At 71.6% G+C, this 12,733-nt stretch carries 16 protein-coding genes; 7 read left to right on the top strand and 9 right to left on the bottom strand.

Going from position 1 to position 12,733, the window contains the following annotated elements:
• Nucleotides 1-24: 24 nt before the first annotated feature.
• Both ACWGO8_RS03850 and ACWGO8_RS03845 read right to left on the bottom strand, forming a co-directional pair.
• Nucleotides 25-891 carry an alpha/beta fold hydrolase gene (locus tag ACWGO8_RS03850; RefSeq protein ID WP_452041804.1) on the bottom strand — a complete coding sequence of 289 codons (867 nt, stop codon included), beginning with the start codon at nt 889-891 and terminating at the stop codon, nt 25-27.
• Between the two features lie 125 nt (nt 892-1,016).
• Complete coding sequence (locus ACWGO8_RS03845) at nt 1,017-1,472, bottom strand: MarR family winged helix-turn-helix transcriptional regulator (RefSeq protein WP_452041803.1); 456 nt, start codon at nt 1,470-1,472, stop codon at nt 1,017-1,019.
• A 73-nt stretch (nt 1,473-1,545) separates the two neighbouring features.
• Between ACWGO8_RS03845 and ACWGO8_RS03840 the strand changes: the two genes are divergently transcribed.
• A complete protein-coding gene (locus ACWGO8_RS03840; protein WP_452041802.1) occupies nt 1,546-1,971 on the top strand; it encodes an SgcJ/EcaC family oxidoreductase in 426 nt (141 codons plus the stop codon).
• A gap of 29 nt (nt 1,972-2,000) precedes the next feature.
• Here the strand turns inward: ACWGO8_RS03840 and ACWGO8_RS03835 are convergent, their stop codons facing one another.
• Both ACWGO8_RS03835 and ACWGO8_RS03830 read right to left on the bottom strand, forming a co-directional pair.
• Nucleotides 2,001-2,810: a hypothetical protein gene (locus tag ACWGO8_RS03835; RefSeq protein ID WP_452041801.1), complete on the bottom strand. Its 810-nt coding sequence runs from the start codon at nt 2,808-2,810 to the stop codon at nt 2,001-2,003.
• Nucleotides 2,811-3,215: 405 nt separating this feature from the next.
• Nucleotides 3,216-4,892 (bottom strand): alpha/beta fold hydrolase, encoded by a 1,677-nt coding sequence (locus ACWGO8_RS03830; protein WP_452041800.1) that lies wholly within the window; start codon nt 4,890-4,892, stop codon nt 3,216-3,218.
• Nucleotides 4,893-5,063: 171 nt separating this feature from the next.
• Between ACWGO8_RS03830 and ACWGO8_RS03825 the strand changes: the two genes are divergently transcribed.
• On the top strand, nt 5,064-5,696 hold the full coding sequence (locus ACWGO8_RS03825) for a glyoxalase (protein ID WP_452041799.1): 633 nt from the start codon (nt 5,064-5,066) through the stop codon (nt 5,694-5,696).
• Nucleotides 5,697-5,831: 135 nt separating this feature from the next.
• On the opposite strand, the gene ACWGO8_RS03820 is transcribed toward ACWGO8_RS03825, so the two are convergent.
• From ACWGO8_RS03820 to ACWGO8_RS03800, 5 genes are all read right to left on the bottom strand, one after another.
• On the bottom strand, nt 5,832-6,239 hold the full coding sequence (locus ACWGO8_RS03820) for a YybH family protein (protein ID WP_376956074.1): 408 nt from the start codon (nt 6,237-6,239) through the stop codon (nt 5,832-5,834).
• 67 nt (nt 6,240-6,306) lie between these two features.
• Complete coding sequence (locus ACWGO8_RS03815) at nt 6,307-6,981, bottom strand: response regulator (RefSeq protein WP_452041798.1); 675 nt, start codon at nt 6,979-6,981, stop codon at nt 6,307-6,309.
• Complete coding sequence (locus ACWGO8_RS03810) at nt 6,978-8,108, bottom strand: sensor histidine kinase (protein ID WP_452041797.1); 1,131 nt, start codon at nt 8,106-8,108, stop codon at nt 6,978-6,980. Before ACWGO8_RS03810 ends, ACWGO8_RS03815 begins: the two co-directional genes overlap by 4 nt.
• Before the next feature lie 4 nt (nt 8,109-8,112).
• Complete coding sequence (locus ACWGO8_RS03805) at nt 8,113-8,781, bottom strand: DUF2306 domain-containing protein (protein ID WP_452041796.1); 669 nt, start codon at nt 8,779-8,781, stop codon at nt 8,113-8,115.
• A 77-nt stretch (nt 8,782-8,858) separates the two neighbouring features.
• Nucleotides 8,859-9,254 (bottom strand): hypothetical protein, encoded by a 396-nt coding sequence (locus tag ACWGO8_RS03800; protein ID WP_452041795.1) that lies wholly within the window; start codon nt 9,252-9,254, stop codon nt 8,859-8,861.
• Between the two features lie 33 nt (nt 9,255-9,287).
• On the opposite strand from ACWGO8_RS03800, the gene ACWGO8_RS03795 reads away from it, so the two are divergent.
• The 5 genes from ACWGO8_RS03795 to ACWGO8_RS03775 all read left to right on the top strand — a co-directional run bounded on the left by ACWGO8_RS03795 (nt 9,288) and on the right by ACWGO8_RS03775 (nt 12,705).
• Nucleotides 9,288-10,199, top strand: a complete 912-nt coding sequence (locus tag ACWGO8_RS03795) for an RNA polymerase subunit sigma-70 (protein ID WP_452041794.1) — start codon at nt 9,288-9,290, stop codon at nt 10,197-10,199.
• A 73-nt stretch (nt 10,200-10,272) separates the two neighbouring features.
• Entirely contained in the window at nt 10,273-10,827 is a 555-nt protein-coding gene (locus ACWGO8_RS03790) for a dihydrofolate reductase family protein (RefSeq protein ID WP_452041793.1), read from the top strand.
• A 99-nt stretch (nt 10,828-10,926) separates the two neighbouring features.
• Entirely contained in the window at nt 10,927-11,358 is a 432-nt protein-coding gene (locus ACWGO8_RS03785) for a hypothetical protein (RefSeq protein WP_452041792.1), read from the top strand.
• Nucleotides 11,359-11,381: 23 nt separating this feature from the next.
• The gene (locus ACWGO8_RS03780; protein ID WP_452041791.1) at nt 11,382-12,182 is read left to right on the top strand and encodes an MBL fold metallo-hydrolase; all 801 of its coding nucleotides are present in this window, start codon (nt 11,382-11,384) and stop codon (nt 12,180-12,182) included.
• 49 nt (nt 12,183-12,231) lie between these two features.
• Nucleotides 12,232-12,705 (top strand): GNAT family N-acetyltransferase, encoded by a 474-nt coding sequence (locus ACWGO8_RS03775; protein ID WP_452041790.1) that lies wholly within the window; start codon nt 12,232-12,234, stop codon nt 12,703-12,705.
• Nucleotides 12,706-12,733: the final 28 nt, after the last annotated feature.

Below are 12,733 nucleotides of genomic sequence, written 5' to 3'. Positions count from 1 at the left end.
TGATTTCGGATGCCGCTGTGCCGGTCAGCGGGCGAGGAATTCGACCGCGAGGGGAGCGAACGTGTCGTGGAACTGGAAGATGCCGCCGTGTCCGGAGTCGGGGTAGATGACCAGTTCGGATCCCGTGATGCGGCGGTGCAGGTCTTCGGAGAGCACCGAGGGCACCATGCGGTCGTTGTCGCCGTTGGCGATCAGGGTGGGATGGGTGAGCTTCGACAGGTCGGCGGGCGCCGAGCGCCCCCAGTTCTTGATCGCCTTCAGCTGCGTCTGGAACGCCTTCACCGTTACCGGCGCGTCACGGTCGACGGTGCGCTCCTGGAGCCGCTTCACGAATGCCTTCGCAGCGGGCTTGCCGGTGGCGTTGCGGTTGAAGAACAAGAACTCCTTCGGGTCGGACCGAGTCAACGCGGCACGCAGGATGTCGAAGTAGGTGGTGCCGGCGACCTTGTCGATGTCCGTGCCGCCGGCGGGGCCGGTGCCGGTGAGGACGAGCTTGCGCACCAGTTCGGGGTGCTTGGCTACGAGCGCCTGGGCGACCATGCCTCCGAGCGAGAAGGAGAAGACGTCGATGTTGTCGAACCCGAGCGCGCGGATGAAGGTGTACGCGTCGTCGGCCATCGCCTCGACGGTGTCGGGCACGTCGCCGCTGGACGCGCCGACGCCGCGGTTGTCGAAGGTGATGACGTGGCGGTTCTTCGCGATCGGGTCCACGATGCGGGGGTCCCAGTTGTCGAGGTTCGCGGCGAGGTGGACGAAGAAGACAACGGGGATGCCGCCCCTCGGTCCCAGCTCGCGATAGGCGTACGTGACGCCGCCGGCGTCGATGGTGCGGACAGGCGCCTGTGCGTACGAGGTGTTGACCGGGGCATTCGGGGTGTCGGTGATGCTCATGACGGTTCTCCTTGTGTCTCGTGCTTGTATAACCGAGTGCCCTCAATTATGAGGGCACTCAGTAAAGCTGTCAAGATGGAGCTTCGGGCGGTGCACGAATTGAGCTGCGGAGGAATCCGCCGTCGTCAGGGCCGAGCCCGCAGCTCCCGCGCCGCCGCGCGGTACGCCTCCGTCGCGGTTGCGAGGTACGAGGCGAGCCCCTCGAGCTGGTGCTCGTCGAGCCCGGTGAACGCCTTGCTGACCGGCTCGCGCACGACGTCGAGGACCTCCGCCATCCCGTCGGGCATGCGGCCGGTCGCCTCGACCATGACGCGACGCCGGTCCGCGGGATCGGGCACGCGCCGCGCGACATCCGATGCCTCGAGCCGGTCGATCAGGCGAGTGGTGGCGCCCGTGCTGAGCGCCAGGCGCTGGGCCAGCTCGCCGCTCGTCATCGGGCCGTCGACGTCGAGCACGTTCAGGGCCTGGTAGTCGGTCGCGCCGATGCCGACCTCGTCGGCCGCCGCGAGGTGGAACATCACGATCGCCGCGAGGTAGCGGCGGTAGCCGGCGGAGAGGCGCTCGAGGTCGTCCGTTGCCATGATCGCTGCCCTCCGGTAGTATCTGCATACGTGCAACTAATGCATGCACGCAGATAATTCTACGGGAGACGCCATGGACGCGACCACCACCACGCCGGACACGATCGAGGCCGCCCTGGCACGGCTCAGCGCCGCGTGGGATGCCGGTGACGCCGCCGCCTACGCGCGCGAGTTCACCGATGACGCGACCTACGTCATCTATGCGGGCATCGTCTACGAGGGCCGCGACGCGATCGAGCGCGGCCACGTGCCGGTCTTCGAGCAGTGGCGGAAGGGCAGCCGCATGCGCATGCGCGTGCGCTCGGTTCGCCACCTCGGCAGCGACGTCGCGGTCGTGCTGACCGAGGGCGGCATCGGCACACGTCGCATCCCGATCGACAAGGTGCAGACCTTCACGATGGTGCGCCGCGACGGCCGCTGGCAGTGCGCCGCGTTCCAGAACACGAAGAAGAACCGGCTCTTCATCCGGATGAATCGCATCTTCGACCCGTTGCGGTGAGCCGGGCGGTGCCGTGATGCCGGATGCCGCTACGTGCTCGGCACCCGGAACAGCTCGGTCCGCGCGACCACTCGATCGCGCTCGGCGGCGAGCGCGAGCCGCCGCGGGTCGGCGAGGTACGCGTCGAGCAGCGCCTGGCTCGGAACCCGGTACAGCTGCACCTCCACCGGGTGCTCCGCGCCGCGGTCGCTCCGGATCCGCTCGGTCACCTCGATGGCGTAGTCGGGCATGAGCGCGAGCACCCGATCCTCGTAGGCGACGAGGTCGTCGTCGAGCCCGGGCTCGGCCCAGAGCAGGCAGCACAGCGTGAACGCGGCATCCTGTGGTGACGACTGCGTCTGCGCAGCCTGCTGCCAGGGCTCGGTGGATGTCGCGGGCGCGCCCTCGGCGCCTCGGGTCGTCCATCGCCCTCGCCGCAGCATCCCCTCGACGCCGACGTAGCCCGCGCTGTGCACGAACATCGCGACGAACGCGGTCACGAGCAGCGCAGCGCCGGCGATCCAGCTGACGTCCCAGAACGTCGTCACCATGCCGGCGATGGCGGCGCCCATCGCCAGCGAGCGGGCCACGGTCACGCTGCGCGAGGTCGCGAGGCGATGGCGGTAGAGCTCCTGCCAGTTCAGCACGATGAGCGCGGCGAGCAGCGGAATCGCGACCGCGAAGAGCACGATGCTCGCCAGCCCGAGCGGCGACGGCGCGGCATCCGTGATCAGCGGCTGCACCAGCACGACGCAGATGCCGACGAGGCCGCCGTACATCAGGTTGTTCTGTCGCAGCCATTCGTCGGCGACCTTCGGATCGCGCTGCAGCGCCTGCTCGACGTACTCGTCGTCCCGCATGAACCCCTCCGTTCGGATGCCACTCGTGATTCTGGCATCACGGAGGAGGCGTCTCGATACGCGGCGCCTTCGGCGGCGCTACTCGACGACCGGAGGTGCGTCATGAAACGGGGCATCCGCCGTCTCTCAGGGTGAAGGCAGACGTGGAAGGGGCGGCGAGATGGCGGATCACCTGGAGTACGTGCACGGACCGCTCGGCGAGGTCGCGGTGCTGCCCTGCGCGTGCCCGCGGTTGGCCGACCACCCGCGTCCGACGTCGGCACGCCCCCTGCTTCCGGCAACGGATGCCGCGAGCCATCATTCCGACGCACGGCCGACCGGGCGGCACTTGCGCGGTCGCCGGCGCGTCGAGCCGGTCCCGCGCGCATCCCGCGCACGGCACGCGGCCTGACGCGCCCGCCCGGTTCAGATCGAGCGGAGCAGCGCCCAGATTCCCACAGCCCCGGCGGTGCCGGTGGCGGCCGCCACTCGTGGCCCCTTCGCACGACCCAGCTTGACGAGGCCGAGGGCGGCCAGCGCTCCCAGCCCGAGCAGGGCGAGCCACGAGACGAGCCTGAGGCCGACGAGCCGGCTCGCACGGGAGAACATCGACGACGTCGCGTCGTCGGGGCCGGGATCGCCCGACCCGTCGTGCAGGTACCGGGCGATGGCCGTGAGCTGCGCCTCGTTCTCGAGCGCGGCACCGTGCCCTCCGTGGAACCGGCGGGACTGGTCGAAGTTCGCCATGGCCACGTTCTCGAAGCCGTCGACCCCGGCTGTCCCGACATCCGCGCTGCCGAGGCCGCGCAGCCACGAACAGAGGATGCCGACGGGGACGTCACTCGTCGCCCGGTCGATCCGGACGTCGCCGGGTTCCCAGCCGTTGCCGTCGTCCTTGCGGATCTGCTCGTCGTCGAACAGCCGCTGCCAGTCGTAGCGACGGGGGAGCACCGTGCCGGCGAGGTAGATCCGCTTGAACCGCATCGCCGGGACCCGGTCGAGCGCCCGAGCCATCATGTACGTGCCGTTCGAGTGGCCCGCGAAGACGAATTGGTCGGGGTCGCGCGTCGCGTACGCGTCGCCGTAGAGCTTGAGGAACTCGTGAACCTTGCGTCGCCGCGTGCCGGGCAGGGCGAACTCCATCGCGCTGAAGTAGCCGGTGTCTGGGCTGATCACCTTCGTCTGCTCGGATCCGGACGCCGCCTTGTAGGCCGTGCCGAGGTCCTGCACCCACGTGCCGAGCGCCGACGCGCGGATGCCGTGCAGGATGAACGCCGTCGCTTCGGGCTTCGGCGTCTGCCGCTCGTCGAGCGCCTCGTCGGAGCGCCCCATGATCGCGGTCTTCAGCTGCAGGTACCGGCGCTGCGGATCGGGCGCCGTGTCGATCGAGATGAGTCCGCCGTGGTCGGCACCCGGGATCTCGTAGACCTTCGCACCGGGCATGAACTGCTGGTCGACGATGTCGTCGTGCGTGACCAGCCAATCGGAGGTCCCGAGGACCTGCACGACCGGCGGGCGCTCGACCTTCGCGCGATACGCCTCGAGCCAGCGCAGGCGCAGGTCGGTGATCCAGTAGCCGCCGGCCTGCACCTTCTCGATCGTGAAGTCGTAGAAGGGCGTGGCGATGGCGTAGGCGAGCCGCCACGCGAGCGGGGTGCCCGGGGCATCCGTGCGGTACCCGGCGTTCGGGCTGCCGAGCAGCACGATGCGCCTGACCAGTTCGGTCCACTTTCGGCCGGGCCGATCGGGCGTCGAGGCGTCGTGCAGGAACGCCGCGCGGGCGAGGATGCCGCCGAAGCTGTGCCCCGCGAGGATGATCGCGTCGGGCGGCTCGACGTCGTCCGAGAGCTCGCCGGTCCAGTCGCGGAGCTGCGCCGCGAGATGCCGGACCACCTGGTCGAGGTCGGTGCGCGAGGTGGCCGTCAGCCCGTGCTCGAACACCTTCACACGCCAGTTCGGTGCGAGGTCGTCGCTGAGCCGCTGCACGAGGCCCTGCCAGAGCGGCGCGCCCCTGCGGGTTCGGGCCGGCAGCCCGGGGATGAAGACGAAGAGTCCCCGCTGCACGTCGTGGAGCTTCGGGTCTCGGATGTCGGCGTCGTCCATTGCGCGGCCCCCTCGCTCGCGGTTCGGCGCCACCATGCTAGCGATCGCGGGGCCCGCGGCCATTGGGGAACGCACTGATTTCGTCGTCTTCGTCGGGCGCGCTCCACGCCCGATTCCGATCGAGCAGGAATCGAGAAGCCCGCCACGATCGCCGGGCGTAGCGTCGAGGACATGAACACGCAGACCACGAACATCACCGCCATCGACTCCATCACGCTCGATGCAGCCGACCCCGAGGCGGCCCAGCGCTTCTACGCCGACGCATTCGGCCTCACGACCCAGGTGCGCACGCGCCGGTCGGATGCCGCGAGCACCGGCTTCCGGGGCTACACCATGTCGCTCGTCACGTCGCAGCCCGCGAACGTGCGGGCGCTCTTCGACGCCGCCGTCGCGGCGGGCGCGACCGTGCTGAAGCCGCTCGCGAAGTCCCTCTGGGGGTTCGGCGGCCTCGTGCAGGCGCCCGACGGTGCGATCTGGAACCTCGCCACCTCCGAGAAGAAGGACACCGCGCCCGCCTCGAAGGAGTTCGAGCACATCGTGCTCCTGCTCGGCGTCGAGGACGTGAGCGCGAGCAAGCGCTTCTACGGCGACCGCGGCCTTGCGATCGCGAAGAGCTTCGGCAGCTACGTCGACTTCGCCACACCGTCGAGCCCGATCGGGCTGGGCCTCTACAAGCGACGTGCGCTCGCCAAGACGGCCGGCGTCTCCGAGGAGGGCAGCGGCTCGCACCGCATCCAGGTCAACAGCGACGCGGGCTCGTTCACCGACCCCGACGGCTTCGAGTGGGGGAGCGCGCCGGCCTGACGCATCCGGTGCCGGAGGGCCGACATGCCCAAGTTCCGACGCTCGCGGTTCCGGAGTTCCGAAGTTCCGGCGCTCCTGGTGCCCAATCCCCTCAGATCGCGGCGGCCCTCAGTGAAGGAGGTCGGCCGCATCCGGTCACGGCTGGTGGTCGCCGACCCCGTCGGCGTGGCGGTGGACGACCCGCCACTCGCCGTTCTCGCGGCGGTAGACCTGCGTCGCACGGAGGGTGAGCGTGCGCGGCTCACCGTCGATCGAGGTGGTGAAGCGCTCGTAGCCGACCGTGTAGGCCATGTCGTCGACGACGTCGAACGAGATCAGGTCGAGCTCGTAGCTCGTGCAGTCCGAGAAGGCCACGGCGAGCACCTCGAACGCCTCGACGAGCTGGTCGCGGCCCACCGCGTTGCGCCACGCGCCGAGCACGCTCACCGGCTCGGTACGGGACCAGATGGCCTTTCGCGGGCCCTCGTCGCCGTCGAGCATCGCCCGCTCGGCGTCGACGAGCGCGGTGTCCACCCAGGCCAGGAAATCGTCTCGGTCGCTCATGGAATCAGGATCCTCCGACTCGGCGCCGCGCACAATCGCCGCGCCGACCAGCGCCGCGGCGAGCGCCCTACCGTTTCCGCTCGTGCGCCCAGATCGCGAGCTCGACGCGGTTGCGGGCGCCGATCTTCGCCATGATGCTCGCGATGTGCGTCTTCACCGTGCTGAGCGAGACGTGCAGCTCCTGCCCGATCTCGGTGTTGCCGAGGCCGCGGGCGACGCCGGCGAGCACGTCCTCCTCGCGGTCGGTGAGCGGTGACGACGGGCGGGCGACGGGCTCGTCGCGAGCCGAGCGGGAGGCGCCGCCGGCACCGCCGGTCCCGGCGAACGCCTCGATGAGCCGAACGGTCACGTTCGGGTCGATCAGCGCATCCCCGCGCGCGGCGGCGTGCACCGCCTCGGCGAGCAGGGTCGGTCCGGCGTTCTTCAGCAGGAAGCCGCGAGCGCCCGAGCGCAGCGCCTCGTAGACGTACTCATCGAGGTCGAAGGTCGTGATCACGACGACCGGGATCGGGTCGGCGACGTCGGGCCCGGCGAGCTCGCGGGTCGCCTGGAGGCCGTCCATGACCGGCATCCGGATGTCGAACAGGCACACGTCGGGCCGGATGCCGCGCGCCAGCGCCACGGCCTCCGCGCCGTCGACCGCCTCGCCCACCACCTCGATGTCGGGCTGCGCGTCGAGGATGAGCCGCAGCCCCGTGCGCACGAGCTCCTGGTCGTCGGCGATGAGCACGCGCACGGTCATGTCGCCCATCCTGCCCGCGGCAGCACCGCGGTGACCGCCCACCCGCCGCCCGGCGCCGGGCCGGCCTCGCACGTGCCGCCGAGCAGGTCGGCCCGCTCGGCCATGCCGGTGAGTCCGTAGCCGGGCACGGCGGATGCCGCGGGCTCCCCGTCGTCGCGCACGTCGAGCCGCACGCCCGTGCCGTCCACCCGCACGCGCACGTCGACGCGCGTCGCGTTCCGCGCGTGCCGCCGCGCGTTCGTCACGGCCTCCTGCGCGAGGCGGAACACCGCGGCGGACACCGGGGGAGGCAAGGAGTCGACGTCGCCGTCGACCTGCACGTCGACCGTCGGGCCCGCGGCATCCGATCGCGCGAGCCGTCGCAGGTCGTCGAAGCCGGGCGTCGGCGCGCGCTCGGCGGCATCCGTGCGCCGCAGCACCCGGACCATCGACCGCAGCTCGTCGAGCGTTCGCGACGCCTCGCCCTCGATGACGCGCAGCAGGTCGACGGCCGCCGCCGGATCGCCCTGTGCGACCACCGTGCCGGCCTGCGCCTGGATCGCGATGGCCGACACGTGGTGGGCGACGGTGTCGTGGAGGTCGCGCGCGAGCTGCTCGCGCTCGAGGAGCCGCATGCGGTCGAGCTCGCGGGAGCGGGCGCTCGAGCGCCAGCGGAACGCGACGCCGAGCGTGCTGGTCGTGACGACGACCGCGAGCCCGCCGATGACGTCGGTGGGGGTCGGCGCCGAGTACACGAGCGAGAGCAGGATGCCGCCGAGCACGAGCGCCCCGCCGCCGAGCATCGCGCGGCCCGATCCCCAGCGGAACACCGCGTAGACGAGGATCAGGAAGTACGCCGTCGTGAACAGCTGCGGATCGCCGCCGGCCGCGAGGCTGATGACCGTGCCGACGCCGAAGGCGATCGCGAGCATCGTGAACGGGCGGACGCGACGCCACAGCAGCGTGGGCACGAGCGCGATGAGCAGGATCGCCCAGAGCCACCGCAACGGGACATCCGTGCGCAGCAGCGCCTCGAGGAGGGCGAGCGGCGGGATCACGGCGACGAGCACCCAGTCGCGCCAGACCCGGCGCGGCGGTGGCGGGGACGCCGGCGGCGCGTCCCACAGCGCCCGGACGGGGCTCGTCATGCCCTCATGATAGGTGGGCACGGTGGGCCCGACGGCGGATGACCACCTCGGCGACGGCGAGGTTGATGACCCAGCCCGCGCCCATGAGCACCGTGTGCATCACCTGTCCGGGCTGGCCGAAGAACAGCGTCCACGGCAGGAACGTGAACACCTGCGTGCCGGCGCCGAGCCCGATCGCGTACGCGCGGGTCATCCAGGCGCTGTGCGTGGTGATGTCGCCGCGGCGGATCGCGACGAACGCGAACACGATCGCCCCCGCCATCGCCGTGCCGAACACGAGCCGCATCACGTACAGCCCGGGCCCGTTGATCGCGGGCATCGCGTAGAACAGCGTCATCCACAGCGCCGACAGCGCCGAGACGAGCCCCGCCGGCGCGACGATGCGTCCGGCGATCCGGTGCCAGCGCCTCCGGCGCAGCGACGGCGCGAACTGCAGCGCGCCGAGCACGAGGAACACGCTCGAGCCGACGATGTGCGCGATCACGGGCACGGGGGAGGCGAAGAACCGCGCGTTCTCGGGCGTCACGGTGCCGCCGGTCGTGAGGTCCGTGACGCGGAACGCGCCCGCGGCGATGGGGACGAGGCTGAGCGCGATGAGCCCCGCGGGCACGAGCCACTCGGGGCGGCGCCTGCGGGTCCGCGGCGCCGTGGCTGCGACGGTGGTGGAGGTCATGCGTCGATGCTCGCGCGGGCGATGCAGGCGGCACATCGGCCGTGCGGTCCGAGTGCATCGGCCGATCGGCCGAGGCGCTACTCAGAGGTGACCCGCCGACGGCGGGGCATCGCCAGCACGAGCACGACGCCCACGATCGTGACGAGCGGGCTCGCCACGAGCGCCGTCGACACCCACTGCCCGCTGAGCAGCAGGCTCGCGAGGAAGAGCAGCGCGGGCGCCGCGACGAGCAGTGCGGTCCACCAGCGACCGCCGAGCAGGATGCCGCTCACGCCCGCTGCAAGGTTCAGCACGATGCTGAGCACGAACAGCGGCGTCGGGTTCGAGAACGTCGTCTCGAAGCCGGCGCCGTTCAGCGCCGCGGTCAGCGCGCCGAACACGATCGCACCGGCCGAGGCCACGGCCACAAGCACCCAGACGACGATGAGGACGATTCGAAGCGGACTGCGCGCTGCGCTCGGCGATGACGTCACGCGGTCAGGATATTCGGTGACAGGATATCGCGTGTGGAGGCCGAATTCGAGCGGGCCGTTGCGCGGCATCGTCACGAACTGCTCGTGCACTGCTACCGCATGCTCGGCTCGGTGCACGATGCAGAGGACGCCGTGCAGGAGACGCTGCTGCGCGCCTGGCGGGCCGCCGATCGCTTCGACCCGACGCGCGCCTCGCTGCGCACGTGGCTCTACCGCATCGCGACGAACGCGTGCCTCACCGCGCTCGAGTCCCGTTCGTCGCGCCCGCTGCCGTCGAGCGTCGGTCCGGCCTTCGACGATCCGGATGCCCCGCTGGTCCCGAACCTCGACGTGCCCTGGCTCACGCCCATCCCCGGCGACCCCGAGGCATCCGCCGTCGAACGGAGCCGCCTGCGGCTCGCGCTCGTCGCGGCGCTGCAGCTGCTGCCCGCCCGGCAGCGCGCGGCGCTGATCCTGCGCGAGGCGCTCGACCTGCCGGCCTCGGAGGTGGGGGAGTCGCTCGGCATGACGACGGCCGCCGTCAACAGCGCCCTGCAGCGGGCGCGCGCGACGCTCGCGCGCACGGGCGTGGATCCCGACGCCGCCGTGGAGCCGCCCGCCGAGCAGCGCGCGGTCGTCGATCGCTACGTGGACGCGTTCGAGCGCGCCGACGTGCCCGCGATCACGGCGCTGCTCGCCGACGACATCGTGCTCGAGATGCCGCCGAACGTGAACTGGTACGCCGGGCGCGAGGACTACGCGGGGTTCATGCGCCGCGTCTACCGCCTGCGCGGCACCGGCTGGCGCACCGAGCCCATCTGGGCGAACGGCGAGGCGGGCTTCGTCGCATACGTCGACGGGAGGCTGCACACCGTGCAGGTGCTCACGGTCGCCGACGGGCGCGTCACCCGCACCTCGGTGTTCCAGGCGCCGGAGGTGTTCGAGCTCTTCGGGGTCGGCCGATGAGTTCGCGCCCCGCCGCCGGTAGGTACTCATGGGACCGGCACACGGCCGGACCGCGAGTCGAAGGAGCACGACCATGGGCAAGGTCATCGTCATCGAGTTCATCACCCTCGACGGGGTCGTCGAGGACCCCGACGGGCGCGGCGGAGCGGGCTTCGGCGGCTGGGCGTTCCGCTTCGGCGTGGAGGCGATCGCGGGCGACCTGTTCGGGATCGTGCCGGCGCTCGATCCCGGCGTCCTCCTGTTCGGCCGTCGCACGTGGGAGCACCTCGCGCGCCTGTGGCCCGAGCGCACCGACCCGTTCTCGACCGCGATGAACCGGGCGCGGAAGGTCGTCGTGTCGCGCGGCGAGCTCGACCTCGGTGCATGGGAGCACTCCGAGCTGCTGGAGGGCGACCTCGTCGACGGCGCCACCCGCCTCGCAGACGAGGGCGACGTCGTGATCATCGGGAGCCTCAGCATCGTGCGCGAGCTCCAGGCGGCCGGGCTGGTCGACGAGTACCGGCTGTTCACGTTCCCCACGGTCGTCGGGGATCCCGACGCGGAGCGGCTGTTCGCGACCGCCGTGGAGCTCGAGCTCGTGTCGATCGAGACGAGGGGGCCGGCGACGTTCAGCGTGCTCGCGGCGTGAGCGGCGGCGCCTGAGTCGACGGTTCGCGGTATCCACCCTTCGACGTCGGTTCCGGAGTTCCGAAGGTCCGCGGCATCCGGGAAGTGACATGATCGGCGGATGGACCGCGACGAAGCGCCGGCGATCGACGTCACCGTGATCGTGGACGTCGCGAACGTGATGGGGTCGCGTCCCGACGGATGGTGGCGCGACCGGGCCGCGGGCGCGGCACGCGTCATGGACGGACTGCCGGCGCTCGTCGGGCGGGTGGTCGACGGACCGGATGGCGAGGCCGTGCGGATCGCGCGCGTCATCGCGGTCATCGAGGGCGCCGCGAAGGCGGCGGCATCCGTGCTGGGCATCGACGTGGTGCGGGCGCCGCAGGACGGCGACGCCGCGATCGTCGACACGGCGAGCGGGCTGGGCGGCACCGGGTCCGAGTCGGCCGTGCGCGTGCTCGTCGTGACCGCGGATCGTGGGCTGCGCGCGCGACTCGGCGACGACGTGCGCATCGCCGGACCGGGCTGGTTGAACGACCTGCTCGGCCGCTAGCCTTCAGCTGGGGAGGGGTCGTCGTGGCAGCGAGCGGGGACGATCGACGAAACGACGGGCGCCGGCGCGAGGTCCGCGTCGACACGGTCGGCGAGCACCTGCACTTCGCCCACACCGAGCACGTGAACTGGGTCGTGTATGCCGGACCCGACGGCGTCACGTTGGTCGACTCGGGCTACGCGGGCCAGCGCGAGCTGCTCGTCGCCTCGCTCGCCGAAGCCGGATGCCGCCCCGAGGACGTCGCCGCCGTGCTCCTCACCCACGGGCACGCCGACCACCTCGGCGGCGCGGCCTGGCTCGCCGCGGAGTTCGGCACGCCGGTGCACGCCGCCCTCGCGGAGGTGCCGAACGTGCGTCGCGACGTCGTGGAGCAGGCCGGACCGGGCGACGTGCTGCCGAACGTGTGGCGTCGGGGTGTCGTCGCGTGGTCCACGGCGATCATGCCCCTCCTGCAGGGCGGCGCCAAGCTCGGCGTCCCGAGTGCGACGCCCCTGCCACTCGACGGCGACCACGTCGCGGTGCCCGGCCGACCACGGGCGCTGTCGGTCGGCGGACACACGAGCGGCCACACCGCGTTCGACTTCGAGGCGGAGGAGGTGCTCGTCGCCGGCGACGCGCTCGTGACCCGGCATCGCACCTCGCCGATCGCCGGCCCGCAGCTGCTGCCGTCGATGTTCCACCACGACCGCGAGGAGGCACGAGCATCACTCGAGATGCTGCGGACCTCGACCGCTCGAGTGCTGCTGCCCGGTCACGGCGAGGCGTGGATCGGCCCCGTCGACGCCGCCGTCGACCTCGCGCTCGCCAACGGGGCGGCGTGGTGACGCCCGTGGCCGGCCCGACCCCGCCTCGCGGATCGGCGAGAATGGGGCGGTGACGACCACCACCGACATCCGGCTCGGCGACCTCGCGGACGAGCGGGTCATCCGCCTGCTCACCGATCACCTCGACGACATGTTCGCGACCTCGCCGGCCGAGAGCGTGCACGCCCTCGACGTCTCGGGGCTGTCGGTGCCCGAGGTCACCTTCTGGACCATCGGCGACGCCGACGGGCTCCACGGCTGCGTCGCCCTCAAGGAGCTCGACCCCGAGCACGGCGAGCTGAAGACGATGCGCACGGATGCCGCGGCGCGCGGACGTGGGCTCGGTGCGCGCCTGCTCGAGCACGTGCTCGCCGAGTCCGTCCGGCGCGGCTACCGTCGGGTGAGCCTCGAGACCGGGTCGCAGGAGTTCTTCCGCCCGGCCCGCACCCTCTACGCGAAGTACGGCTTCGTGGAGTGCGGCCCGTTCGGCGACTACGTGCTCGACCCGAACAGCGTGTTCATGACGCTCGAGCTCCAGGGCTGAGACGCCGAACGCCCGACCCGCGGTGTCG

The organism is Agromyces sp. NPDC055661, from assembly GCF_053618135.1.
This window is presented reverse-complemented; position numbering and strand designations above follow the sequence as displayed.